Source organism: Streptomyces sp. NPDC090025, assembly GCF_044748125.1.
Classification (GTDB): domain Bacteria; phylum Actinomycetota; class Actinomycetes; order Streptomycetales; family Streptomycetaceae; genus Streptomyces.
In genome coordinates this window covers 1,260,551-1,285,612 of the sequence record NZ_JBIVFL010000001.1, presented here as the reverse complement: position 1 = coordinate 1,285,612, position 25,062 = coordinate 1,260,551, and the positions used below count along the sequence as shown (strand labels likewise).

The window sequence follows — 25,062 nt, the reverse complement described above, 5'->3', positions numbered from 1 at the left end:
CACCGGCCCGCACCACGGGTCATGACACCGAGCCCCCGGCGCCGCGCAGGCGCCGGGGGCTCACCCCTGTCCGCCGCGCCCGCCCCGCTACCCGTCCGTCTCCCCCGCCGCGATCGCCGCCGTCACCTCCGCCACCCGGGCCGCCTCCTCCGCCGCGAACCGCTCCCGGTCCAGGGCCTCGGCGATCTCCTCGTCCTGGGTCATCAGCAGGTCCAGGTTGGAGTCGCCGAGGTCGAAGACGCCCATGTCGAGGTACGCCTTCTGGAGCCGGGGGCCCCACAGGCCGATGTCCTTGACGCAGGGCACGATCCGGCTGAAGAGCAGCTTGCGGAACAGGTGCAGGAACTCGCTCTGCTCGCTGAACTCCTCGGCCTCCCGCTTCGGGATGGCGAAGTTCTCCAGGACCTCGACCCCGCGCAGCCGGTCCCGCATCAGATAGCAGCCCTCGATCACGAACTCCTCGCGCTCGCGCAGTTCGGCGTCGGAGAGCTGCTGGTAGTAGGCGCGCAGCGCCATCCGGCCGAAGGCCACGTGCCGGGCCTCGTCCTGCATCACGTACGCCAGGATCTGCTTGGGCAGCGGCTTGTCGGTGGTGTCGCGGATCATGCCGAAGGCGGCGAGCGCCAGGCCCTCGATGAGCACCTGCATGCCGAGGTAGGGCATGTCCCAGCGGGAGTCGCGCAGGGTGTCGTCGAGCAGCCCCTGGAGGTTGTCGTTGATCGGGTAGAGCATCCCGATCTTCTCGTGCAGGAAGCGGCCGTAGATCTCGGCGTGCCGGGCCTCGTCCATGGTCTGGGTGGCCGAGTAGAACTTGGCGTCGAGGTCGGGGACGGACTCCACGATCCGGGCGGCGCAGATCATGGCGCCCTGCTCGCCGTGCAGGAACTGGCTGAAGTTCCAGGCGGTGTAGTGCTGCCGGAGCTCGCCCTTGTCCTTCTCGGTGAGCTTGGCCCAGTGCCGGGTGCCGTAGAGGGCCAGGGCCTCGTCGGGGGTGCCGAGCGGGTCGTACGGGTCGACCTCCAGGTCCCAGTCGATCCGGGTGGCGCCGTCCCACTGCTTGTCCTTGCCCTTCTGGTAGAGGGCGAGGAGGCGCGGATTGCCGGCCGCGCTCAGGTCGTACTCCCAGGTGAAGCGGGCCGCGCCGGACGCCGGCACCTGCCAGAGGGGGCCCTTCGAGGGCTCGTTCGGGGTCTGGACGTAGAAGTCGTGCGTCGACACTGACGGCTCCTTCCTGCGGTTGGCAGCAGGCTCACACGTTGGTAGACGCGGGGTCAACAAGTCGTGCGGGAGGGATTGACGACGTTACTGACGGAGAGTCTGATAAGTGTCATGCCGCGCCTGACGGAACCCGACTTCACTCTGCTGCGGGACGCCCTCGGCCCGCTGCGCGACCGCGAACAGGTCGCCCAGCGCCTCCTGGAGTCCTCGCTCAAGCACTCCTTCGACCCCGAGACCGAACTCGACTGGGCGGCCCCCTTCGAGGACGGCAAGTGGTTCTGGCCACCCGAGCTGGTGTCGCTGTACGACACCCCGCTGTGGCACCGGATGTCCGAGGAACAGCGCCAGGACCTGGCCCGCCACGAGGCCGCCTCGCTCGCCTCGCTCGGCATCTGGTTCGAGATCATCCTGATGCAGCTGCTCGTCCGGCACATCTACGACAAGCCGCTGACCAGCGACCACGTCCGCTACGCGCTCACCGAGATCGCCGACGAGTGCCGCCACTCCATGATGTTCGCCCGGCTGATCACCCGCGGCGGCTCGCCCGCGTACCCGGTGCCGCGCGTCTACCACCAGCTCGGCAGGGTCCTCAAGACCGTCTCCACCACGCCCGGTTCGTTCGCCGCGACCCTGCTCGGCGAGGAGATCCTGGACTGGATGCAGCGGCTGACCTTCCCCGACGAGCGGGTCCAGCCGCTGGTGCGCGGGGTCACCCGGATCCATGTGGTGGAGGAGGCCCGCCATGTCCGGTACGCCCGCGAGGAGTTGCGCCGCCAGATGATCACCGCGCCGCGCTGGGAGCGGGAGTTCACCCGGCTCAGCTGCGGCGAGGCGGCGCGGGTCTTCTCCACCTGCTTCGTGAACCCGGCGGTGTACGACCACGTCGGCCTGGACCGGCGGCAGGCCGTCGCCCAGGTACGGGCCAGCGGCCACCGCCGCGAGGTGATGCGGACCGGGGCCGGGCGGCTCACCGACTTCCTGGACGACATCGGGGTGCTGCGGGGCGCGGGGCGACGGCTCTGGCGGTCGTCGGGCCTGCTGGCCTGAGCGGGCGCGGAACGGGCGCGGAACGGGCGCGGAACGGGCGCGACCCCGTCGGCCGTCGCCGGAGATCGGCCGAAGCGGCCGGGACCGGCCCGCGCCCCCCGGGGTTACGCTGCGGTCATGACCAGTGCCGCCTCCCCCGCGTACCGCAGGCTCGGCGTCGAGGAGCGGCGGCGGCAGCTGCTCGACGCCGCCCAGACGCTGTTCGCGCACCGGCCGCCGGAGGAGGTGTCGCTCGACGACGTCGCCGAGGCCGCCGGGGTCTCCCGCCCGCTCGTCTACCGCTACTTCCCCGGTGGCAAGCAGCAGTTGTACGAGGCGGCGCTGCGCTCCTCCGCCGACGCGCTGGAACGCTGCTTCACCGAACCGCCCGAGGGCCCGCCGACCGAGCGGCTGTCCCGGGTCCTGGACCGCTATCTCGCCTTCGTCGACGAGCACGACGCCGGGTTCGCGGCGCTGCTGCGCGGCGGGAGCGTGGCGGGGACCTCGCGGACCTCGGCGATCGTCGACGAGGTGCGGCGGGCCGCCGCCGCCGAGATCCTGTTCCACCTGGGCGCGGAGCGGCCGGGGCCGCGGCTCGGGATGATGGTGCGGACCTGGATCGCGGCGGTCGAGGCGGCCTCGCTGATCTGGGTCGACGAGGGCAAGCGGCCGGACCCGGCGGAGCTGCGGGACTGGCTGGTGGACCACCTGGTGGCACTGCTCGCGGCGACCGCGGCCGGGGACGCCGAGACGGCGGACGTGGTGACCCGGCTGCTCGGCCGGGAGCGGCCGGGCGGCCCGGTGGGACGGCTCACCCGGAACGTGATCCCGGTGATCGGCGAGGCCGCACACCTGCTGTGACCGGGGGCGGGCGCGCCCGGTGACACGGGTGGGGTGAGGGGCGGGTGACACTGGTGGGGTGAAGAGCGAGAACACCCCCTTCCGCGGCGGCCCCCTCGACGGGCGGGTGCTGCCCGTCCTGGTCGGCCCCATCGGGCACCCGCCGAAGTGGTACGAGGTGCCGGTCCCGGCCCACGACGGGCACCCGGCCACCGTCCACGCGTACCGCCGCGAGCCCGCCGGCTACACCAAGCGGCTCGGGCTGCAGCGCGGCTGGATGTACGTGTACGCGCCGGACGGGCGGGAGCGGCGGGAGCTGAAGTGGCCGTGGTCGAAGCCGACGGCGGCGCGGCCCGCTGCGCCGGACGAGTGAGAGCACGGCGGACCGCCGCGTAGGTCCGATCATCACACCATCGGCCGGGTCATCATCCGGACGGAGGTGATGACGTGCCGGGACGGCTGCTGCGCACGGTCCGTACGGGTGCCCTGGCGGGGATCCTGCTCGCGGCGACGGCGCTCGGGGCGCCGGGCCCGGCCACGGGCGCACCGGCGGCCCCGGCAGCCCCGGCCGACCCCACCGACTCGGTCGGCTCGCTGCTCACCCGGCTGCGCACGCTCTACCAGGAGACCGAGCGGGCCACCGAGGCGTACAACGCGGCCGACGAGGAGCTGAAGCGCCAGTCCGCCGAGACCCGCCGCACCGACGACGCCCTCGCCAGGACCCGCCAGGCGCTCGCGAAGGGCCGGGACGAGGCCGGGCGGCTGGCCAGGAGCCAGTACCGGGGCAGCGGCGACGAGCTCTCCCCGTACCTCGGACTGCTGCTCGCCGCCGACCCGCAGCGGGCGCTCGACGGCCGCCGGGTGCTCGACCGGGCGGCCCGCGAACGAGCGGCCCTGGTCACCCGGCTCCGGGACGCCGAGAGGAAGGCGAAGACCCTCGCGGACGCCTCCCGGACGGCCCTGGACCGGCGCCGGGAGCTGCTCGGCGGGCGGCAGAAGCACAAGGACACCGCGCAGGCGAAGCTCCGCGAGGTGGAACGGCTGCTCGCCTCGCTGTCCGCGGACCAACTGGCCCGGCTCGCCGCCCTGGAACGGACCCAGACGGCGGGCGCCCAGAGCGAGCTCCTCGGATCCGGCGTCCTGGACGGGCCCCGCACCCCGTCCGACGCGGGCGCGGAGGCGCTGCGCTTCGCCGTACGGCAGATCGGCAAGCCGTACGAGTGGGGGGCCGAGGGGCCGGACCGCTACGACTGCTCCGGCCTCACCCAGCGGGCCTGGGCGGCGGCGGGCCAGGAGATCCCCCGTACCAGCGAGGAACAGTGGGCCCGGCTGCGCCGCATCCCGCTCGCCGAGCTGCGCCCCGGCGACCTCGTCGTGTACTTCCCCGAGGCCACCCATGTCGCCCTCTACCTCGGCGAGGGCCTGGTGATCCACGCCCCCCGCCCGGGCGCCCGGATCAAGGTCTCCCCGATCGCGGCCAACCCCCTCCTGGGCGCCCTCCGCCCCGACCCCGAAGCCCCGCCCGCCGCGTCCTTCACCCCGCCGGAGCTGCCGGCGGGGGCGACGGAGGGCGGGGACGAGGGGTACGCGGGGACGGGGGGCGGAGCGGGCGGGGAGGCGGGGCCGGGCGGCGAGGCCGCGGACCCGCGGTGACCTGCCGTCAGAAGCACAGGCAGGGGTCGGTCTCCGCGCCGAGAAGCGGGATCTCCCGCTCGCTCAGGACACCGGCGAACGCCTGGACCTCGTCGACCGTGCCCTTCAGATACTCGCCCCAGCCGTCGGCCGTGCGGGCCCGTCCGACCTGGAACGCGCCGGTGCTCGGCCAGCCGTGCGGCAGCTGCGCGGTGGCGTCGGCGTTGGTGTAGCCGTCGACATACAGCTTGACCGTGTTGTCACGGTCGTCGTAGACGATCGCCAGTTGGGTACCGCTGCCCCTGCCGCCAGGTGCCGACACCTGGGAGACGACGACCTCGGGTGCGCCCGCCTCGTCCCGCTCCGGCATGACCAGCTGCCAGGCGTACAGCGCCGGGTCGTAGCGCAGCTTGAACGCGTCGGTGTGCGCACCGGCCTGCGAGAGGACGGTCATCGGCCGGGTGGCGTCCTCGTTCTCTATCTTGGCGACCACACCGAGGGTGAAGCTGTCGCCGGTGTCCACCAGCGGACCGTCGAGGGCCGCGTGACCGGTCACCCCGTCGAGGACCAGGCTGCCCTCGCCGACCAGCGGGTACGGCACGAACGGGCAGTCGGGGTCGAGGTCGGGGATGCAGCCGCCCCGCTCCGGGCCCCGGTTGATCGACGCTCCCGCACCGAGCCGCATCGGCGCACCGCCGCTGTCGCCGGGCGTGACGCCGTCGGTCGCGGTGCTGAACGACCAGTGGCCGAGCGGCTTCGCCTGGCGCTTCGCGAGGCCGGTCACCTCCTGCGGGACGACCAGCCGGTCGTACGCGCGGACGTCGCCGATCTCGCCCTGCCAGCGGTCCCGGTAGCCGAGCTTGCCGCGCACACGGCCGATCTGGAATCCGCCGTCGGCGGCGACCGGGGCGGCCTTGGCCTTGGTGCCGACCTCGCGGCCGTCGACGAACAGCTGGGCGTACCCGGTCTCGGTGTCGTACACCCCGAGCAGGTAGGCCCATTCACCGGCCCCGGGCGCACCGCCGCTGACCGTCGCGCCACCGAGCGTGAAGCTCCAGGCGGCGGGCTTCCCGGCGGCGGCCCGCAGGCCGAGGCTGTAGGCCGTGCCGATGCCGGTGTCCTGGCTGACCACCGTCATGGAGCTGCCGGTCCCGGCCGGGCGCACCCAGGCGCCGACCGCGAAGGTGCGGCCGCTGTCGACGGCCGGGGCGGGCGTGGTGAGGAAGCCGTGGCCGGTGCCGTCGAAGGTGGCCGTGCTGGTGAGCGCGGTGCCCGAGGGCACCGGGCCGCCGAAGGCGACGCCCCGGCCGGCCCGGGCGGGCTGTCCGGACTCGGGGGTCGCGGTGGTGGACCCGGCGGCGTCCGCGAGCTTCCAGCGGGAGACGGGGGCGCTCGCGGCCTTCGGGTAGAAGGTGTGGTCGGTGCGCGGGCTCGTCCGCCCGGCGCGGTCGACGGCCTGGACGCTGAGCGTCTGCGGGGCGTTGCTCGTGGGCACGTAGCGGACGGTGGCCGGTCCGCCCGGCTCGGCGGGGCGCACGGCGGCGTACGGGCCCCCGTTGAAGCTGTACTGGTACTCGACGACGTCCGCCGAGGGGCTGTCCATGGTGAAGCTGCCGTAGACACCGACGCCGCCGGACCCGCGCACCTCCGCGGGGTACTCCGGCGAGTTCACGACGGGGGCCTCGGGGCTGCGGTCGTCGCGGACGAAGCGGCAGGCCGCACCGGGTGCCTCGGGGCTCCAGGAGCCGCGCGTCCGGCCGTCATCGGCGCGGACATGCCAGGAGATCACCGTGTCGGCCGGGGTGTCGGACGGAGCGGTGACGCGGTGGATCCGGTCCGGATAGGCCGGGCGACTGGTGACGGTACGGCGCTGCTCGGTACCGGTCGCGTCCGTCCACCACAGCTCGAACTCGGCGGTGAGCAACTCCGGCTCACCGATCGGGTCGTCCTCGACGGGATCGGTCAGCCGCGCCGACAGGGTCGGAAGGCTGTCGACGTACGCCGGGGTGTCCCCCGTCGCGCAGTCCCTCGACCCGGTCTGCAGCTCCGTGGCCACGGGCGGCAGGTTCTCCTTCTCCGCCGCGTACGCGGTGCCCGGTGCGGTCGCCCCCACGACCGCCGCAAGGCAGCTGAGCAGCAGCACCCCTCGGGTTCTGAAACGTCCTGACATGCGTGGATCCCCTCCCTGATGAACGCCCGACCAGAGTTCGATCAAGCGGGAGGAGGCTAACAGCGGCCACCGACAATCCCCTTCGGATTTATCGGCGGCCGCTGTCGCCGCGGGCGCGGGTCAGGCGGGCGAGGCCGCCGGCGAACCGGCCACCGACTCCAGATACGCCGCCGTCTTCTCCGGCTCGTAGAAGAAGTTCTCGAAGTCCGCCGGGTCGTCGAAGCCGTTCGCGAAGCGGTCCGCGACCGGGGGGAGCTGGCCGGCCGCGCCGAGGAGGTTCAGGACGTGCTCCGGCGGCGGGGCCAGCATCGCGTTGGACCACTTGGTGACGGGCTGGGCGGTGGCCCAGTAGCGGTCGAAGGTGGCCTGCATCCAGCTCTCGTCGAAGGGGCGGTCGCCCTGTTCGACGATCGACGCCAGGTAGGCCGCGGCGCACTTGGCCGCCGAGTTGGAGCCCTGGCCGGTGATCGGGTCGTTGGCCACGACGACGTCGGCGACGCCCAGGACCAGGCCGCCGCCGGGCAGCCGGCCGATCGGGTTGCGGACCGTCGGGGCGTAGCGGCCCGCCAGGGTGCCGCCCGCGTCGGTCAGTTCGACCTTGGTGGCGCGCGCGTACTCCCAGGGGGTGAAACGTTCCATCAGCCCCAGGGTGAGGGCCAGGTGGTCGGCCGGGTCCTTCACGCCCTGGAAGACGTCGAGCGGGCCGCCGGGGACGCCCTCCCAGAAGAGGATGTCGGCGCGGCCCGAGGTGGTGAGCGTCGGCATCACGAACAGCTCGCCGACACCCGGCACCACGTTGCAGCGCACCGCGTCGAACTCGGGGTGCTCCGGGCGCGGGCCGAGGCCGTGCACGTACGACACCGCGAGCGCCCGCTGCGGCGCACTGTACGGCGAACGCGCCGCGTCCCGGCCGAACATGCCGACCAGCTCGCCCTTGCCCGCCGCGACCAGCACCAGGTCGTAGCCGCGCGCGAAGTAGTCGAGGTCGCCGACCGAGACGCCGTGAATGACCAGCTGGCCGCCGCGCTGCGCGAAGGTCTCCAGCCAGCCGGCCATCTTGACCCGCTGGTCGACGGACTGGGCGTAGCCGCCGAGCCGCCCGACCCAGTCGATCAGTCTCTGGGACTCCGGTCCCGCGACCGAGACGCCGACGCCCTCGATCCGCGGCGCCTGCGACTCCCAGAAGTTCAGGCCGAGATCCCGCTCGTGCTGGAGCGCGGTGGCGAACATGCACTGCGTGGACATCACCCGCCCGGCGCGGATCTCGTCCGCCGTCCGGTTGGACATCAGGGTGACCTCGTAGCCCTGCGACTGCAGACCGAGGGCGAGCTGGAGGCCGGACTGACCGGCCCCCACGATGAGTATCTTCCGCATGGGAGGGTGGTGCTCCTGTCGCACTATTCGGGGGTGGCTTCGAGAGCGTGCTCGACCATCGCGAGCAGGGTCTCCACCACGCTGTACCGCTTGCGCGCGTCCATGATCAGCACGGGCACGTGCGGCGGCACGGTGAGGGCGTCCCGGACGTCCGCCACCTCGAAGCGCTCGGTGCCCTCGAAGTGGTTGACGGCCACGATGTACGGCAGGCCGCAGCTCTCGAAGTAGTCGAGCGCGGGGAAGCAGTCGGTGAGCCGACGGGTGTCCGCCATCACCACCGCGCCGATCGCCCCGCGCACCAGGTCGTCCCACATGAACCAGAAGCGCTGCTGCCCCGGGGTGCCGAAGACGTACAGCACCAGGTCGTCGTCGAGGGTGATCCGCCCGAAGTCCATGGCCACGGTGGTGGTCAGCTTGTCGGGCGTGGCGGTGAGGTCGTCGGTCTCCTCGCTCGCCCGCGTCATCAGCGCCTCGGTCTGCAGCGGGGTGATCTCGGAGACCGCGCGCACGAAGGTGGTCTTGCCGACGCCGAATCCGCCCGCGACCACGACCTTGGTCGCGATCGGGGCCCGGGTGTGGTCCAGCTGCCAGTCCTGGGCGCCCTCTTCGGGGTCCGGCACGGCGGCCACCGCCGTCGCGGCGGGCGCGGCGGGCTGGGCGGGGACGCCGGCGATCGTCGTCGGCGGTTGGGCGACCGAGGTCGCCTCAGAGACGGCGGAGTCCACTCAGCACCCTTTCGAGGAGCGCGCGGTCGGGCTGGCCGGTGCCGTGACCGGTCCCGTACACACGGATCTTTCCCTGGTCGGCCAGGTCGCTGAGCAGCACCCGGACCACACCCAACGGCATCTTCAGGAGCGCGGAGATCTCGGCGACCGTCCGCATCCGGCGGCAGACCTCGACGATGGCCCGCATCTCCGGCATCAGCCCGCGCGGGGCCGGGCCGCCGCCCGTCAGCACCTTGCGGGCGGGCGCCGGTTCGAGGGCGGCCACGAAGGTCTCGACCAGCAGGACGTGACCGAAGCGGGTGCGGCCGCCGGTGAGCGAGTAGGGACGGACGCGGGAGGGGCGGCGCCCCTCCCCGCGTATCGGCAGCCGCTGGGCGGCGGAAGCGGCGGTCACCTGGCGCTCTCCGCGCTCCGCACGGCGCCCTGGGGCGCGCCGGTCGACGTGCCCTGCGGGGGCACGGTACGGCCCGGCAGCTGCTCCGGCAGCGGCTCCGCCGCCTGCGCGGACTTGGCCAGCTCGCTGCGGAGTTCGGGGGTGAGGACGTGTCCCGCGCGGCCGACGAACAGCGCCATGTGGTACGCGATGACGCTCATGTCGCAGTCGGGCGTGGCGTGCACGCCGAGCAGCGAGCCGTCGCTGATCGACATGACGAAGACGGCGCCCTCCTCCATCGCGACCATGGTCTGCTTGACCCCGCCGCCGTCCATCAGCCGGGCGGCGCCCACGGTGAGGCTGCCGATGCCCGACACGATGGTGGCGAGGTCGGCGCTGGAGCCGCGCGGGCCGTCGGTACGGTCCGCGGCGGGCGCCCCGGTGAGGGCGTCCGGGTCGGACGAGAGCAGGAGCAGCCCGTCGGACGAGACCACGGCGACGGAGCGCACGCCGGGTACCTCCTCGACCAGATTGCCCAGCAGCCACTGGAGGTTCTGGGCCTCCGTACTCAGTCCGAACGTTCCGGTTCCGGTCGCGGTCAACTGCGTGCCTCCTCGACTGTGTCCCCCGTCATCTCCTCGGTACGTGCTGTCTCAGCGGCGCGGATCTCGGCGGCCACGTCCCTGCGGCCGTCGTCTGCTCCTCGCTGGAAGCCGCCGAGCCGCCTGCGCAGCGCCTCGGCGTCCACGCCGCCGCGGCGTATCGGCGCGGCGGGGGCGCCCGCCGGTCGCACGATCCGCGGGGTGCGCTTGGGGAGTCCCTTGTCGGTGGTCCGCTCCCACTGTCCGGTCCGTGGCCCGGGGACGGCGTCCGTCACGGCGGTGGGCTCGGCCTCCGGTACGGGCGCGGGCTCGGGGGCGGTCGCGGGCTCGGGGGCGGTCGCGGGCTCCTGGACCGGCTCCTCGTCGGCCGCGTCGGCCGCCCGCCCGTGGGCGTCCGGCTCCGGGGGCGGGTCGGGCAGCCGTACCTGGAGGGTCGTCTCGGAGAGCGACTCGCCGAGACCGGGGCGCGTTCCCCGTACGGGCAGGGGCGCGGGCGCGTACTCCGGGGCGGGCTCCGGCTCGTACGCGACGGGCGCGGGCTCCTCGAACCGCTCCGGCTCCGGCTCCGGCGCCAGGGCCGCCTCCGGCACCGGCACCGGCTCCATCGGTACGCCCTGCCGCTCCGCCGCCATGATCGCCCGCTCGGCGGCCTCCACCAGCGGGTCCCGGTGCGGGTCGTGGTTCGGGTCCGACTGCGGGTCCGGCTGCGGGTGCGGGTGCCGGGACGGCAGGGCGTGGGAGTTGGCCTCGGCGACCGAGCCGGGCTGGGTGAGGACCGGAGTCTGGCCGGTGGTGGCGGCGAGCGTGACGGTGGGCGTCGGCGGCACGGTGGCGGGCGGCGCGGTGGGCAGCAGCGGCTGCGGCACGACGATGACCGCCGTCGTACCGCCCTGGGTGTGCTCGCGCAGTTCGACGCGGACGCCGTGCCGGGCGGCGAGCAGCGCGGCGACCCGGATGCCGAGGCCCTCGCCCTCCGGGTCGACGGCGGCGGGGTCGGCGAGCCGGGCGTTCAGCTCGGCGGTGCGGGCGGCGGAGATGCCGATGCCGCCGTCCTGCACGGAGAGCATCACCTCGCCGGACTCCAGGAGCCAGCCGGACAGCTGGACCTGGGTGTCGGGCGGCGAGAACGAGGTGGCGTTCTCCAGGAGTTCGGCGAGCAGGTGGCTGAGGTCGTCGGCGGCGAAGCCCGCGACCTGGGCGTGCGGCGGCAGCGCCTGGATGCTGACCCGCTCGTACCGCTCGATCTCGCTGACGGCGGCCCGCAGCACGTCGACCAGCGGCACCGGTCCCGGGTGGCCGTGGTGGTGCTCGTGCCCGGCGAGGACCAGCAGGTTCTCGCTGTGGCGGCGCATCACGGTGGCCATGTGGTCGAGCTTGAAGAGGGTGGCGAGCCGGTCCGGGTCCTGCTCGCGCTCCTCCAGCTTCTCGATGACGCCGAGCTGGCGCTCGACCAGGCCGAGGGTGCGCAGCGAGAGGTTGACGAAGGTGTGGTGGACGGTGCCGCGCAGCCGTTCGAGTTCGGCGGTGAGCAGGGCGTTGTGGCCCTGGAGCTCGGCGCGCTGGGCGGCCAGTTCGGCGGCGACGGCCTCGCGGGCGCCGGCCAGGTCGGTGCGGTCGGCGTCGAGCCGTTCGGCGTGCGCGGAGAGCGCGGCGAGCCTGCTCTGGAGGGTGTTGAGGGACCGTACGACCTGGGCGAACTCGTCGTTGCGGCCGGTGAAGCGGACCGGTTCCTCGGTCGCGGGCGCGGGCGAGGCGGCGAGCCGGGCGGCGCCGATCCGGACCGCGGCGAGCGGCCGGGTCATGGAGCGGGCGACGTAGGTGGCGATGCCGACGGCGACGAGGAGGCAGCCGCCGAGGAACACGATCCGCACTTCGAGGGCGGTGACGTCGTCGTCGCGGAGCGCGGTGAGCCGGTCCACCCGCTGGGTGGCGAGGGAGGACTCGACGGACCGCAGCTGCTCGATCCGGGCGGACAGTTCGGCGTCCAGCTTGACGGGGTCGGTGTCGCGTTCGGCCTCGGAGAGTTCGGGCCGGTCGGTGAGGGCGGCGAGGTGCCGCTCGGCGCTCTTGACCTCGGGTCCCGTGACGGTGGCGGCGAGCGAGTCGCGGGCCTCGGCGCCCGCGGCCTGGTCGAAGTCGGCGAGGGCGGCCAGTTCGCGGAGCCGGGCCTGCTGGGCGGCGGCGGTGAGCGCGTTGCGGGCCCGGTCGGCCTCGGCGGCGCCCTCGGCCTCCTCGGTGACGTAGGTGCCGGTGGTGGGGTCGTAGTGGGAGCGGCCGTCGGCCTCGGGGGTGGGGACGGCGAGCGCGGCGAGCAGCAGGCCGCGTTCGGCGGAGGCCAGTTCGGTGGCGCGGCCGAGCGCGGCGGGGGCGCGGACGGCCTGGGCGGCGCGGGCCGGGGTGCGTTCGGCGAGCCGGTCCGCGAGCGCCTGGAGCTTGCCGATGATCTCGGTGTAGGCCCGGTGGGCCTCCAGGGCGGTGCCCTTGCCGGTGAGCGCGGTGCGCCGGACGGAGGGGACGGCGGCGAGCTCGCTGCGCAGCTCGGCGGGGGCGGCGGTGTGGATCTCGTCGATCTGGCGGTCCACCCGGGCGGCCCTGGCCTCGGTGATCCGGCGCTTGTCGCGGTCGGCGCCGCTCTGGTCGTCGCGGCCCGCGGCGATGTACGCGACGACCTCGTCGCGCTCGTCGGAGAGCGAGTGGGCGAGGGTGACGGCCTGCCGGTCGAGGGCGGCGAGGGAGACCAGTTCGACGGAGTCGTCGAGGTCGGTGGAGGCGGTGAGGACCATCGGGGCGCCGGCGGCCAGCACGGTGACGCCGACCAGGGCGACCCCGGCGAAGAGCCGGCCGCGGACGCGCTTGGCGCGGCCCCGTCCGGCGGGGACCTCGGGGGCCGGGGGAGCGTCGGGTGTCTCGGCGGCCACGGGGGTGCCGGGGGCGGGGGGCGCGGGCACGCCGGGGTGCTGCGGGTCACCGGGGGTCTGGCTCCGCGCGCCGTTGTTGCTCCGAGGCCGCTTCTTCTGCACCGGTGCTCGCATCCTTGACTCGTCCGCCCATGAAGCAGAGGTGACGACCGGTCACATGTAAGAGCCCCCACCCCTGGTGTGTCTTCCGACCATTTCAGCGGTTCTGGTCAGGGGACTCGCATCGGCCGCTCCGCCACCCGAACGAGTGAACAACACTCCTGAGTTGGCGAACAACTCTCCCCCGTGACCGCCGGGGCGGCGGGATTACCGTCGGTTGGATCTTCCGTGCGGCCTTTGGCAGGATGCCCACCCGCAGCTTCCCGGAGGCCGGTCTTCCGCCCCCGATCCTCCTTCACCCTCCTTTGGTACAGGCCATTTTCGGCCAGCTGGACGTACGGTGAAGGAGCGGTGCGGATACGGCGCCGCGCGGGGCAGACTGGGGATCATGCGCACCGAAGCCGCGACCCTGCCCGGCAGTCCCGAACGCCCCAACGAGGACTGGGTGGCGACAGCTCTGCCCGCTGGGGGCTCGGGGGGCGTGATGGTGGTCCTGGACGGGGTGACGCCACCGGCGGGCGACGACGGATGTGTGCACGGGGTGCCGTGGTTCACGGCCCGTCTCGGGGGCGCTTTGACGGAACTATCCGTTTCGCTCCGCGAGCTGACGCTGTCCGAGATTCTGTCGCTCGCAATCCGGCGCACCGCGGACGCGCACCGTGACACGTGTGACCTTTCTCACGTGCGTACTCCGCAGGCCACGGTGGCCCTGGCGCGCTGGGACGAGGAGACCGTGGAGCATCTGGTGCTCTCGGACGCGGCGCTGCTGCTGCGGACGGCGGACGGGGCGGTCCGCGCGGTGCTCGACGACCGGCTCGACCGGGTGCCGGACGAGATCCTGCGGTCGCTCGCGGCGACCGACCGGCTGCGGAACCAGGAGGGCGGCTTCTTCACGGCGGCCGCCGACCCGTCGGTGGCGGCCCGCGCGGTGACCGGGACGACCCCGCGCGCCGAGGTGCGCGCGCTGGCCGCGCTGAGCGACGGGGCGACCCGGTGGGTGGAGCTGTTCAAGGCGGGCGACTGGGCGGATCTGTGCGACGTGCTCGCGGCGGACGGCGCCGAGGGGCTGCTGCGGCGGGTACGGGCGCTGGAGGCGGCGGACGAGCGGGCGGGCGGCGTGCGGCGCTGGAAGCTGCACGACGACGCGACGGCCGCGTACGCGGTGCTCTGAGGCCCGGCCGGCCGGGCCTGGCGCGCGGGTCCCGCGGATTCACGGGCTCGCGGGTTCGTCGGCCCGCCGCTCGCCCTCGCCCGCGGGTCAGCCCTCGGCGGACCGTACGTTGAAGTGGTGCAGCAGCCGGGCGAGTTCGGCGACCTCCAGGCGGTCCCAGTCGGCGAGCTTGCGGACGTAGCGCTCCCGGCGGGCGTCGCGGACGTGCCGGAAGCGGCCCTGGCCCTCCTCGGTGAGCCGGACCAGGGAGGCGCGTCCGTCGGCCGGGTCGGGGTCGCGGGCGACCAGGCCGAGGTCCTCGAGGGCGCGCAGCTGGCGGCTCATGGTGGCCTTGCCGACGCCGAACCAGCCCGCCAGGTCGGTGGCGCGCTGCGGCCCCGCCTCGTCGAGGCGGACGAAGAGTCCGTAGGCGGCGGGCTCCAGTTCGGGGTGGACCTCGCGGGCCATCTCGCCGGACTGGGCGCGGGCGCGGCGCAGGAACACGGCCAGTTCGCGTTCCAGGGCCAGGAATTCCTGGTCCACACCACTTCCGCCCTTGGGTCCGGATTCACTCCCCGTACCGCTTACGTGCACGTCAGCACCCCTCGCGCGCTTTCCGCTCGCTGAAAGTTTCCCGCGGCGGCCGGCATCGCCGCAGCTCCCCCAGTATTTCGCAGGAGTAGACCAACGGCAGCCCCGAGGCCCCCTTCCGTCCGGGCGGTCTACGTGCGTAGCGTCGTCCCCGGCACCACCGGCTGACATGTCCACACCATATCCCCGTGCCCGGACTCCGTGCCCGGACTCCTCGACCGGGGGTCCGGGTCCGCGCTCCGGACCCGGGTCCGTGGACCGGTCGGCCGCCGCACCCCGTACCGCCCCCGCTCCCCCCACCGAGCCTTCGGAGGCACGCGATGCGTGTGCACAGATCCCGGACGTCCCTCGCCGGCACCGCCCTCGCGGCGCTGGCCCTGCTCGTCCCGCTCGCCCTGTCCGGCACCGCCGACGCCGCCGCCCCCGCCCCGGGCGCGGCGAAGACCCCGGCCCGGGGCTCCGCGTACCTGGGCATGGGCGTGCTCGCCCACGACGGGCGGGGCACCGCGCCCGGCACCCCCTCCGGCGCGCGGGCCCTGGCCGGGCAGACCGAGGGCGTCGACACCTCCAGCCACAACGGCAACGTGGCCTGGCAGACGCTCTGGAACAGCGGCGTGCGCTGGGCCTATGTGAAGGCCACGGAAGGCACGTACTACAAGAACACGTACTTCACGCAGCAGTACAACGGCTCCTACGACGTGGGCATGATCCGCGGCACGTACCACTTCGCCACCCCGGACACCACGAGCGGCGCCGCGCAGGCCGACTACTTCGTGAACAACGGCGGCGGCTGGTCCAAGGACGGCCGGACCCTGCCGGGCGCGCTCGACATCGAGTGGAACCCGTACGGGGACACCTGCTACGGCAAGACGCAGTCCCAGATGGTGGCATGGGTCCGGGACTTCCTGAACCGCTACAAGGCGCGGACCGGGCGCGACCCGGTGATCTACACGGCGACCAGCTGGTGGACCCAGTGCACCGGCAACTACGGCGGCTTCGCCGGCACCAACCCGCTGTGGATCGCCCGGTACGCGGCCGAGGTCGGCGCCCTGCCGGCCGGCTGGGGCTACTACACGATGTGGCAGTACACCTCGACGGGCCCGACGGTCGGCGACCACAGCCACTTCAACGGCGACTACTCGCGGGTGCAGGCGCTCGCCAACGGCTGACGGCCGCCTGCGGCAGCCGTAGGGACAGTCGTACGGGCAGCCGTACGGGCATGCGCACGGGCGGGCCCCGGGGGTTGCGGACCCCCGGGGTCCGCCTTCTTCGTACCGACCCCTTGCCCATTGGTATGGACCAATGCGACCCTCGGGGCGGCGGGGAGCGCCGCAACTCCCCATTGCCGCAGGCCCGTTGCTCACCCCGTACTCCCCACGCACGAGAGAGAGCCTCCGCATGCCGTCCATCCGCCGCACCGCCGCCCCCGTCGCCGCCGCCACGCTCGCCGCGGCCTCGCTGATCGCCCTCACGCCGACCGCCGCCCAGGCGCACGGCGCCGTGTTCAACCCGGTCAGCCGGGTCGCGGCCTGTTACGCCGAGGGCCCGGAGACCCCCAAGTCCCAGGTGTGCAAGGACCTCGTGGCCGACTCGGGCACCCAGCCGCTGTACGACTGGAACGAGGTCAACATCGCCAACGCCAACGGGCAGCACCAGGCCGTCATCCCGGACGGCAAGCTGTGCTCGGCCAACCGCGACAAGTACCGGGCGCTCGACTGGGCCCGTACCGACTGGCCCGCCACCGCCGTGAACGCGGGCGCCTTCGGCTTCCGGATCCGGGTCACCGCCGCGCACTCCGGCACCATGACGATGTACGTCACCAAGCAGGGCTTCGACCCGACGAAGCCGCTGAAGTGGTCCGACCTCGACAGCACCCCGGCGGCCGTCTACAACACCACCCGCACCGCGACCGACGGCTTCTACGCCTTCAACGGCACCCTGCCCGCGCGCACCGGCCGCCACATCGTCTACATGGTGTGGCAGCGCAACGACAGCCCCGAGGCGTTCTACAGCTGCTCGGACGTCACCTTCGGCGGCGCCGCCAAGACCGCCCAGGCGCCGACCGAGGCGAAGATCGCGGCGGGCGCGGCGCTCTCCACCGTCAGCCACGCGGGCCACGGCGGCGACGAGCAGCCCCCCGCGCTGTCCGCCGAGACCGCCGCGCAGCCCGCCTCGCCGCTGCCGCTGGCCCTCGCGGGCGCGGGCGCGCTGGCCGTGTTCGGCGCGGGCAGCCTGCTGCTGACCCGGCGGCGCGGCCAGAACTGACGCGAACCCGTCCCGGAATCCGTCACACCAGGGGGCGCCCGTACCGGGCGCCCCTTTCCGGGAGGCATTTCCCGCCATCTGCCCGCCAACGGGCAGCGCGGGGCGGGCTGGTGGACACCCGTGGGGAAAGCTCTGTTCGAACGGCCGTCAGCGCACCGTCGTCCGACCGTGAAGGAGAGCGCTCCATGCGGAATGAGCAGCCGTGGGTCTACCACCGCGGAGAGGGGCTGCGCACGTTCGGAGTGGAGGAGGAGCTGATCCTCGTCGACCCCGGCAGCGGGGTCCCCCGTCCACTCGCGCCCAGCGTCACCGAGATAGCCGCCTGGCACGCCGACGTCCGCCCCCGGGGCGAGCGCGGCGAGCCGGTGAAGCCCGAACTGTTCTGCGAGATGCTGGAGATCGGCACCCGTCCCTGTCTGACGGCGGACGAGCTCGCGGAGCAGCTGCGCCAGGCCCGGATCGACGCCGCGGCCGCCGCCAAGGAGGCGGGGGTCGCGGTGGCGGCGCTCGCCACCGCGCCGGTGCGCTTCGATCCGGTGCTCACCCCGTCGGACCGCTACCGGACCATCGAGGACCGGTTCGGCCGGCTCGTCGAGGACAAGCTCACCTGCGCGTGCCATGTGCACGTCCACCTCCGTTCGGCGGAGGAGGGGGTGGCGGTGCTCGACCGGATCCGCCCCTGGCTCGCCCCGCTGCTCGCGCTCAGCGCCAACTCGCCGTACTGGCAGGGCATGGACACCGGCTACGCGAGCTGGCGCCACCAGTTGTGGTCGCGCTGGCCGATGACCGGGCCGAGCGAGCTGTACGGGGACGTCGAGGCGTACGAGGAGACCACCCGGGAGATGCTCGCGGGCGAGGTCCTGGTGGACGACCACATGGTCTACTTCGACGCCCGGCTGTCGCGGAGCTACCCGACGGTGGAGGTGCGGGTCGGCGACGTCTGCCAGCACCTGGACGACGGGGTGCTGCTCGCGGTGCTCGTCCGGGCCCTGGTGGAGACCGGGGCGCGGGCCTGGCGGGAGGGTCGGGCGGCGGATCCGGTGCCGACCGTGGTGCTGCGGCTCGCGGCCTGGCGGGCCAGCCGGTACGGGCTGCGCGGCAGCCTGCTGCACCCGCGGAACTGGCGGCCCGCGCCGGCGGCCGAGGTGCTGGGGGCGCTGCTCGACCACGTGGGCCCGGCGCTGCGGGCGGCGGGCGACTGGGAGCGGGCGGTGCGCGGCACCGAGGCACTGCTCGCCCGGGGCACCGGCGCGGACCTCCAGCGGGCGGCGCACGCGCGGGGCGCGCGGGGTCTCGCGTCGGTGGTGAGCGACGCGGTGCGGCGCACGCTGCCGGTGTGACGCGCGGACGGCGGGGCGCCCTTCGTCGTGAAGGGCGCCCCGCCGGGTCGTTCGGTCAGGCCGTGCCGGGTCCTGCCCGGTTCGGTCAGGCGGCGGCGCCGACCGGGACGGCCGCCGGGGTGAGGGCGATCTCCAGGACCTGGCGGACGTCGGTGACCGGGTGGACCTCCAGCTTGTCGAGGATCTCGGCGGGGACGTCGTCGAGGTCCGGCTCGTTGCGCTTGGGGATCACCACGGTGGTGATGCCCGCGCGGTGGGCGGCGAGCAGCTTCTGCTTCAGGCCGCCGATCGGCAGCACCCGGCCGGTGAGGGAGACCTCGCCGGTCATGGCGACGTCGGTGCGGACCTGCCGTCCGGACAGCAGCGAGGCGAGGGCGGTGGTCATGGTGATGCCCGCGCTCGGGCCGTCCTTGGGGACCGCGCCCGCCGGGAAGTGGATGTGCACGCCGCGGTCCTTGAGGCCGGTGACGGGCAGCTCCAGTTCGGCGCCGTGCGAGCGGAGGAAGGAGAGCGCGATCTGCGCGGACTCCTTCATCACGTCGCCGAGCTGACCGGTGAGGGTCAGTCCGGCGGCGCCGGTCTCCGGGTCGGCGAGGGACGCCTCGACGAAGAGCACGTCGCCGCCCGCGCCGGTGACGGCGAGGCCGGTGGCCACGCCGGGCACCGAGGTGCGGCGCTCGGCCGGGTCCTGGGCGGACTCGGGCACGTGGTGCGGCCTGCCGAGCAGTCCGCGCAGGTCGTCGGCGCCGACCGGGAACGGCGGCTCCCGGTCGCCGAGTTCGTGCTGGGCGGCGACCTTGCGGAGCAGCCGGGCGAGCGAGCGCTCCAGATTGCGGACGCCCGCCTCCCGGGTGTACTCCCCGGCGAGCTTGCGCAGCGCGGACTCGTCGAGGACGACCTCGTCGGCGGCGAGGCCCGCGCGCTCCAGCTGCCGGGGCAGCAGGTGGTCGCGGGCGATGACGACCTTCTCGTCCTCGGTGTAGCCGTCGAGGCGGACCAGCTCCATGCGGTCGAGCAGGGCCTCCGGGATGGCTTCGAGGACGTTGGCGGTGGCGAGGAACACCACGTCGCTGAGGTCGAGTTCGACCTCCAGGTAGTGGTCGCGGAAGGTGTGGTTCTGCGCCGGGTCGAGGACTTCGAGGAGGGCGGCGGCCGGGTCGCCCCGGAAGTCGGAGCCGACCTTGTCGATCTCGTCGAGCAGGACCACCGGGTTCATCGACCCGGCCTCCTTGATGGCGCGGACGATCCGGCCGGGCAGCGCGCCGACGTAGGTGCGGCGGTGGCCGCGGATCTCGGCCTCGTCGCGGACGCCACCGAGGGCGACCCGGACGAACTTGCGGCCCATGGCGTGGGCGACGGACTCGCCGAGCGAGGTCTTGCCGACGCCGGGCGGGCCGACCAGGGCGAGCACGGCGCCGCCGCGGCGGCCGCCGACCACGCCGAGGCCGCGCGCGGAGCGGCGCTTGCGGACGGCCAGGTACTCGGTGATGCGCTCCTTCACGTCGTCGAGGCCCGCGTGCTCGGCGTCCAGGACCGCCTTGGCGCCCTGGATGTCGTACGCGTCCTCGGTGCGCTCGGTCCACGGGAGTTCGAGCACGGTGTCGAGCCAGGTGCGGATCCAGGAGCCCTCGGGGGACTGGTCGCTGGACCGCTCCAGCTTCTCGACCTCCTTGAGGGCGGCCTCGCGGACCTTCTCGGGCAGGTCGGCGGCCTCCACGCGGGCGCGGTAGTCGTCGGACTCGTCGCCCTCGCTCTCGCCGTTGAGCTCGCGCAGCTCCTTGCGGACGGCGTCGAGCTGGCGGCGCAGCAGGAACTCGCGCTGCTGCTTGTCGACGCCCTCCTGGACGTCCTTGGCGATGGTCTCGGCGACGTCCTGCTCGGCGAGGTGCTCGCGGAGCTGGGCGGTGGCGAGCCGGAGCCGGTCGACGGGGTCGGCGGTCTCCAGGAGCGCGACCTTCTGCTCCAGGGTGAGGAAGGGCGAGTAGCCGGAGTTGTCGGCGAGGGCGCCGACGCCGTCGATCTGCTGGACGCGGTCGACGACCTGCCAGGCGCCGCGCTTCTTGAGCCAGCTGGTGGCGAGCGCCTTGTACTCCTTGACCAGTTCGGTCACCGCGCCGGGCAGCGGGTCGGGCAGGGTCTCCTCGACGACGGTGCCCTCGACCCAGAGCGCACCGCCGGGTCCGGTGGTCCCGGCCCCGATGCGCACCCGGCCGATCCCGCGGATGAGGGCGCCGGGGTCGCCGTCGGAGAGCCGTCCGACCTGCTCGACGGTGCCGAGCACGCCGGTCCCCGCGTAGGTCCCGTCGACCCGGGGCACGAGCAGCACCCGGGGCTTGCCCTGTCCGCCGCGGGCGGCGGCCTGGGCGGCCTCGACGGCGGCCCGCACATCGTTGTCGGAGAGGTCCAGCGGCACCACCATTCCGGGCAGCACGACCTCGTCGTCGAGCGGCAGCACGGGCAGAGTGAGCGGCACGGACGCCTTGGACTCAGAAGCCATGATCTCCCCTTCGGCAGTCAAGTTGAGCTATGCCGACTCAATGCATCTGCGCGGTCGAATGTTCCCCGAGTCGTGTTCGCTCTGAGCGATCACTCTCCCGCCGCAGGTGAAGACCCGCTGTAATACCCCCATGGATATTGCAGCCATTACATCGGCCTGGGTGGCCGGCTGGACCGTGTCCCGGGGAACCTCCGCCGCCGTCGTCGAGCCCTGGGGGTACCGGATCGACACGGGGACGCCGAAGGAGGCGTTCCGGCACGTGGTGACGTACCCGGACGCGGTCTCGGTGGGGAAGCTGTGCGGCGGGATCGACACGCCGAACGCGTGGCTGAAGGTGATGGCCGGGCCCGCGGAGGTCGCGGAGTGGATCACCGAGGGGTGGACGATCCCCGACGACCCCGGGTTCATGATGACCAAGCGGCTCGACCCGGCGGCGCGGCCCGCCCCGCCCGAGGGGTACGCGCGGACGACCGAGGTCACGGACGGGGTGATCCGGGTCCGGATCCTGGCCGCCGACGGGACGCTCGCCGCCTCCGGGCAGATCGCGCCCACCGGGGAGACGGCCGTCGCCGACCAGATCATCACCTCCGAGGCGCACCGCCGCCGGGGCCTCGGCGCCAATGTGATGCGCACCCTGGAGGCCGCCGCCGCGCAGGCCGGGGCCGTCACCGGGGTGCTCTCGGCGACCACCGACGGGCTCGCGCTCTACGACTCCCTCGACTGGCGCTACCACCACCCGCTGACCGGCGTCGTCCGCACCGGCTGAGCCGCGCGCGAGCGGGAAGGACGGAGCGGGGGCGGCGCGGGGCGGGAGGTCCGGCGCGCCGCCGCGGCCTCGATGGGCTGACCAGGCCCGGCCGGGGCGGCCACGCCGCCGGTGCTTCCGTCACCGCCACCACGCTGGGACGTGGCACCGGGGGGACGGGAGACGCCCCGGGCGGAGGTGGTGGATATCGAAGCGCCCGGAACCCTCCCCCGACCAGCCCGGAACGGGGAATTGAACCGGCCGGTCGTGCTCCGCCGCCGATTCTCGCCGTCGGTCACCGCCGATACCAGGAACAGAATCTGCAGATAATTGGCGCCCCGCGCCGACCCGTTGACCGGCGCCGCCCGGGCCACCGGCCCCCCGACCCCGACACCCCGACAGGAACCGACGTGCGACGCGCCGACCACGACCGCAGGGCCCTGAAGGAGTTCCTCCAGGAACGCCGTGCGGCCATCGCCCCGCAATCCGTCGGGTTCCCCGCGCCGAGCGGCCGCGGCCGCCGGGCCGCCGGGGTCAGCCAGGAACAGCTCGACCAACTCCTGTGCCGGGCACCGGGCACGTACAACCGGCTGGAGAACGGCCAGATGCCCAACCCCGCCGGTGAGCTGCTGAGCAGACTCGCCTGGCTGCTGCGGATGAACGAGCAGGACTGGGCGATCCTGTGGCGGCTGACCCGCCGCGAGCATCCCCCGTACACCCTCCACCGCGACTCCGGGCTCGCGCTCCCGGGCGTCTGGCGGGGTGTGGTGGAGGCCGTCAGCGGGGTGATGGCCTACGTCAACGACGCCGAGTGGAACGTGCTCGCGGTGAACGCCGAGTTCCGCGCGCTGTTCCCCCGGTGCGAGCCGCCTGCCAACACCATGCGGTGGATGCTGCTCGATCCGGAGGCCCGCACCGCCATCCTCACCGACTGGGCGACCCGCTGGGCGCCCGTCGTGATGCCGCAGCTGCGGCACGCGGTGGAACTGCGCCCGGACAACACGGCGCTCGCCGGGATCGAGCGGGACGTCCTCGCGGACCCGGTGGCGGGCCCGCTCTACCGGGAGTTCACGGCGACCCCGGTGCCGTACCCCGACGGCTCCGAGCGGCCGATCCACCACGCCGTCCTCGGCCCCGGCTGGATCGCCACCTGCGTCTCCGAGCCGGTGACCTCGCCCGGCGCCCGGGTCATGCTGCTCACCTTCACGCCCGGCGCCCCGCTCGTCGAGCGCCGCCCGCTGCTCCAGGCGCCGCTGCGCTCCTGACCCGGGCCCGGGCGGCGGCACGCGGCCCGGGGGCTCAGGACCCGTCGACCGCCCGGAGCTCCGCGTACTGCCGCCGCAGGAACTCCCGTACCCGCTCCGGCATGTCCATCGACTCCGGGTCCAGGGCCCACTGGATCTGCAGCCCGTCCATCACGGCCAGCTGCTCCTGCGCGACCGCCCGGCAGTCGATCCCGGGCCGCAGCTCGCCGCGCCCGGCCGCCGCTTCGAGCAGCGTGACGGTGTGGCGCAGCACGCGCGCGTAGCGCTCCTTGAAGTACTCGTGGGCGGGGTGGCCGACATTGCCGGACTCGCCGACCAGCACGTTGTACATGCGCACGATGCCGGGGCGCCGGGTGTTGTCCTCGATCAGCGCGACCAGGGTCTCCAGATAGGCCGCGTACGAGGCCGGCTCCTGGCCGAACAGCCGCTCCACGTCGTGCTGCTCGCTCTGCGCGAGGACCGACAGGAGCAGGTCCTCCTTGCTGCGGAAGTGGTGCAGCAGACCGCCCTGGGTGATGCCGCAGTCGTGGGCGATCCGGGCCAGCGAGGAGGCGTGGAAGCCCCAGCGCCCGAAGTGCTCGACGGCGGTGTCCAGGATCTTCTGGCGGCGCGCGTCACCGACCGCGTAACTGCCCCGGCCTGCGCCTTTGCGGACCGCGGGGACCTTGTTCTCCGGCATGCCGCCACCTTAGGCGGTGTCCGGCCGGTCGCGCCGGGCTCCCGCCCCGACCGGCCGGACACCGCCTTGGTCCCGGTCCGGTACGGGCCTTTCGTCACGTGATCCAGGACACATTCCGTAAACCTAGTACCCACTCGGTTTTCGCGTTTAGCCTGGCAGCGCCGAGGCCGACACCGTCGTCGGCCCGCGTGACCGATGGAGTCCCCCCTCATGGCCATCACCCACGACCCGGCGGACGTCACCCGCACCGCCCACGAGGTCAGCCCCGCATCCGAACCGTCGCCCGGCGCCCCGGGCTCCCCCACCGCCGGGCCCGGCAAGGCCCCCGGCAAGCTCGTCGCCGGACTGGCCTTCGCCCAGCTCGGCCTGATGGTCTCGGTGCTCACCCCGGTGATGGTCACCCTCGCCCTGCGGGTCGCCCAGATCGTCCCGGAGGCCGACCGCGGCGCCGCCCTCGGCAAGGTCCTCTCGCTCGGCGCGGTCCTCGCGCTCATCGGCAACCCGGTCTTCGGCGCCCTCTCCGACCGCACCACCAGCCGCTTCGGCCGCCGCCGCCCCTGGCTGGTCGGCGGCATGGCGGTCGGCCTCGCCGGGCTCGCGATCGTCGCCACCGGCGGCAGCGTGCCGGTCCTGATGGCCGGCTGGGCGGTCGCCCAGCTCGGCTGCAACGCCGCCCTCGCCTCGCTGACCTCCTGCATCCCCGACCTGGTGCCGCCGCGCCAGCAGGCCCGGGTCTCCGGCGTCGTCGGGATGATGACGTCGATCGCGATGATCCTCGGCACCTACCTCGCCAACGCCTTCCACCAGTCGCTCGCGCTCGCCTTCCTCGTCCCCGCGGTGGTCGGCCTGGCCTCGGTGCTCACCCTGGCCGCCGTGATGAAGGACCGCCCGGCCAAGCGCGGCGCCTTCGCCCCGTACAGCTTCCGCGAGTTCCTGCGCAGCTTCTGGGTCTCGCCGCGCGAGCACCCCGACTTCGCGTGGAACTTCGCCGGCCGCTTCCTGGTCTTCGTCGGCATCTCCTGCGTCACCAGCTACCAGGTCTACTTCCTGATGGACCGGCTCGGCTTCAGCCAGGAAGAGGTGTCGGGGAAGCTCTTCACCGGCACGGTCGCCATGGTCGTCGCGGTGGTCTGCGGCTCGCTGCTCGGCGGTGTGCTCTCCGACGGCTCCGGCCGCCGCAAGCCGTACGTCCTCGCCTCCTCGCTCGTCATCGGCGTCGGCCTCGCGCTGATCGCCACCGCCCACTCCTTCGGGATGTTCGTTCTCGCGCTGGTGGTCTTCGGCTTCGGCGAGGGCCTCTACCTCTCGGTCGACGTGGCGCTCGCCGCCGCGGTGCTGCCGAACCCGGAGGAGTCCGCGAAGGACATGGGCGTCCTGAACATCGGCAACGCCCTCCCCCAGTCCCTGGTGCCGATCATGGCCCCCGCGATCCTCGCGATCGGCGGCGGCGGCAACTACGGCGCCCTGTTCCTCTTCGGCGGCGTGGCCTGCGCGCTCGGCGCCATCGCCGTCCAGTTCATCCGTTCCGTGAAGTGAGCCCGTGAAGTGAGGCA

General features: G+C 73.8%; 21 protein-coding genes. 11 read left to right on the top strand and 10 right to left on the bottom strand.

Annotated elements, in window-relative coordinates; genetic code table 11:
* Positions 1-87: 87 nt before the first annotated feature.
* Positions 88-1,218 carry a ferritin-like domain-containing protein gene (locus ACIPXM_RS05990; RefSeq protein ID WP_401652351.1) on the bottom strand — a complete coding sequence of 377 codons (1,131 nt, stop codon included), beginning with the start codon at positions 1,216-1,218 and terminating at the stop codon, positions 88-90.
* Between the two features lie 111 nt (positions 1,219-1,329).
* Between ACIPXM_RS05990 and ACIPXM_RS05985 the strand changes: the two genes are divergently transcribed.
* The 4 genes from ACIPXM_RS05985 (at position 1,330) to ACIPXM_RS05970 (ending at position 4,737) form a co-directional block, all read left to right on the top strand.
* The gene (locus ACIPXM_RS05985; RefSeq protein WP_401652349.1) at positions 1,330-2,265 is read left to right on the top strand and encodes a diiron oxygenase; all 936 of its coding nucleotides are present in this window, start codon (positions 1,330-1,332) and stop codon (positions 2,263-2,265) included.
* Between the two features lie 117 nt (positions 2,266-2,382).
* The gene (locus ACIPXM_RS05980) at positions 2,383-3,105 is read left to right on the top strand and encodes a TetR/AcrR family transcriptional regulator (RefSeq protein WP_401652348.1); all 723 of its coding nucleotides are present in this window, start codon (positions 2,383-2,385) and stop codon (positions 3,103-3,105) included.
* Between the two features lie 58 nt (positions 3,106-3,163).
* Complete coding sequence (locus ACIPXM_RS05975) at positions 3,164-3,457, top strand: hypothetical protein (RefSeq protein WP_401652346.1); 294 nt, start codon at positions 3,164-3,166, stop codon at positions 3,455-3,457.
* A 74-nt stretch (positions 3,458-3,531) separates the two neighbouring features.
* Positions 3,532-4,737: an NlpC/P60 family protein gene (locus ACIPXM_RS05970; RefSeq protein ID WP_401652344.1), complete on the top strand. Its 1,206-nt coding sequence runs from the start codon at positions 3,532-3,534 to the stop codon at positions 4,735-4,737.
* A gap of 7 nt (positions 4,738-4,744) precedes the next feature.
* Here ACIPXM_RS05970 and ACIPXM_RS05965 read toward each other — a convergent pair whose 3' ends face one another.
* From ACIPXM_RS05965 to ACIPXM_RS05940, 6 genes are all read right to left on the bottom strand, one after another.
* Positions 4,745-6,886, bottom strand: coding sequence for a LamG-like jellyroll fold domain-containing protein (locus ACIPXM_RS05965; RefSeq protein ID WP_401652342.1), 2,142 nt, complete (start codon positions 6,884-6,886; stop codon positions 4,745-4,747).
* A gap of 120 nt (positions 6,887-7,006) precedes the next feature.
* Complete coding sequence (locus ACIPXM_RS05960) at positions 7,007-8,260, bottom strand: styrene monooxygenase/indole monooxygenase family protein (protein ID WP_401652340.1); 1,254 nt, start codon at positions 8,258-8,260, stop codon at positions 7,007-7,009.
* Between the two features lie 23 nt (positions 8,261-8,283).
* Entirely contained in the window at positions 8,284-8,985 is a 702-nt protein-coding gene (locus tag ACIPXM_RS05955; protein ID WP_401652338.1) for a GTP-binding protein, read from the bottom strand.
* Positions 8,966-9,379, bottom strand: a complete 414-nt coding sequence (locus tag ACIPXM_RS05950) for a DUF742 domain-containing protein (RefSeq protein WP_401652336.1) — start codon at positions 9,377-9,379, stop codon at positions 8,966-8,968. Before ACIPXM_RS05950 ends, ACIPXM_RS05955 begins: the two co-directional genes overlap by 20 nt.
* A complete protein-coding gene (locus ACIPXM_RS05945) occupies positions 9,376-9,960 on the bottom strand; it encodes a roadblock/LC7 domain-containing protein (RefSeq protein ID WP_401652334.1) in 585 nt (194 codons plus the stop codon). The genes ACIPXM_RS05950 and ACIPXM_RS05945 overlap by 4 nt, the downstream gene beginning before the upstream one ends.
* Complete coding sequence (locus ACIPXM_RS05940) at positions 9,957-12,980, bottom strand: nitrate- and nitrite sensing domain-containing protein (protein ID WP_401652332.1); 3,024 nt, start codon at positions 12,978-12,980, stop codon at positions 9,957-9,959. The genes ACIPXM_RS05945 and ACIPXM_RS05940 overlap by 4 nt, the downstream gene beginning before the upstream one ends.
* 385 nt (positions 12,981-13,365) lie before the next feature.
* Between ACIPXM_RS05940 and ACIPXM_RS05935 the strand changes: the two genes are divergently transcribed.
* Positions 13,366-14,148, top strand: coding sequence for a hypothetical protein (locus ACIPXM_RS05935; RefSeq protein WP_401652330.1), 783 nt, complete (start codon positions 13,366-13,368; stop codon positions 14,146-14,148).
* 87 nt (positions 14,149-14,235) lie between these two features.
* Here ACIPXM_RS05935 and ACIPXM_RS05930 read toward each other — a convergent pair whose 3' ends face one another.
* Positions 14,236-14,721 (bottom strand): MarR family winged helix-turn-helix transcriptional regulator, encoded by a 486-nt coding sequence (locus ACIPXM_RS05930; RefSeq protein WP_401652327.1) that lies wholly within the window; start codon positions 14,719-14,721, stop codon positions 14,236-14,238.
* A 317-nt stretch (positions 14,722-15,038) separates the two neighbouring features.
* On the opposite strand from ACIPXM_RS05930, the gene ACIPXM_RS05925 reads away from it, so the two are divergent.
* The 3 genes from ACIPXM_RS05925 (at position 15,039) to ACIPXM_RS05915 (ending at position 18,323) form a co-directional block, all read left to right on the top strand.
* Positions 15,039-15,887: a lysozyme gene (locus ACIPXM_RS05925; RefSeq protein WP_401652325.1), complete on the top strand. Its 849-nt coding sequence runs from the start codon at positions 15,039-15,041 to the stop codon at positions 15,885-15,887.
* Positions 15,888-16,116: 229 nt separating this feature from the next.
* The gene (locus ACIPXM_RS05920) at positions 16,117-16,983 is read left to right on the top strand and encodes a lytic polysaccharide monooxygenase (protein ID WP_401652323.1); all 867 of its coding nucleotides are present in this window, start codon (positions 16,117-16,119) and stop codon (positions 16,981-16,983) included.
* Between the two features lie 185 nt (positions 16,984-17,168).
* Positions 17,169-18,323, top strand: a complete 1,155-nt coding sequence (locus tag ACIPXM_RS05915; RefSeq protein WP_401652321.1) for a glutamate--cysteine ligase — start codon at positions 17,169-17,171, stop codon at positions 18,321-18,323.
* Between the two features lie 85 nt (positions 18,324-18,408).
* Here ACIPXM_RS05915 and lon read toward each other — a convergent pair whose 3' ends face one another.
* A complete protein-coding gene (gene lon, locus ACIPXM_RS05910; protein WP_401652320.1) occupies positions 18,409-20,820 on the bottom strand; it encodes an endopeptidase La in 2,412 nt (803 codons plus the stop codon).
* A 130-nt stretch (positions 20,821-20,950) separates the two neighbouring features.
* Here lon and ACIPXM_RS05905 point away from each other — a divergent pair, with 130 nt between their 5' ends.
* Both ACIPXM_RS05905 and ACIPXM_RS05900 read left to right on the top strand, forming a co-directional pair.
* Positions 20,951-21,586 carry a GNAT family N-acetyltransferase gene (locus ACIPXM_RS05905; RefSeq protein WP_401652318.1) on the top strand — a complete coding sequence of 212 codons (636 nt, stop codon included), beginning with the start codon at positions 20,951-20,953 and terminating at the stop codon, positions 21,584-21,586.
* 389 nt (positions 21,587-21,975) lie between these two features.
* On the top strand, positions 21,976-22,830 hold the full coding sequence (locus tag ACIPXM_RS05900; protein ID WP_401652316.1) for an XRE family transcriptional regulator: 855 nt from the start codon (positions 21,976-21,978) through the stop codon (positions 22,828-22,830).
* A gap of 34 nt (positions 22,831-22,864) precedes the next feature.
* Here the strand turns inward: ACIPXM_RS05900 and ACIPXM_RS05895 are convergent, their stop codons facing one another.
* Entirely contained in the window at positions 22,865-23,509 is a 645-nt protein-coding gene (locus tag ACIPXM_RS05895; protein WP_401652314.1) for a TetR/AcrR family transcriptional regulator, read from the bottom strand.
* Positions 23,510-23,719: 210 nt separating this feature from the next.
* On the opposite strand from ACIPXM_RS05895, the gene ACIPXM_RS05890 reads away from it, so the two are divergent.
* Positions 23,720-25,045, top strand: coding sequence for an MFS transporter (locus ACIPXM_RS05890; RefSeq protein WP_401652312.1), 1,326 nt, complete (start codon positions 23,720-23,722; stop codon positions 25,043-25,045).
* The last annotated feature ends 17 nt before the right edge of the window (positions 25,046-25,062 follow it).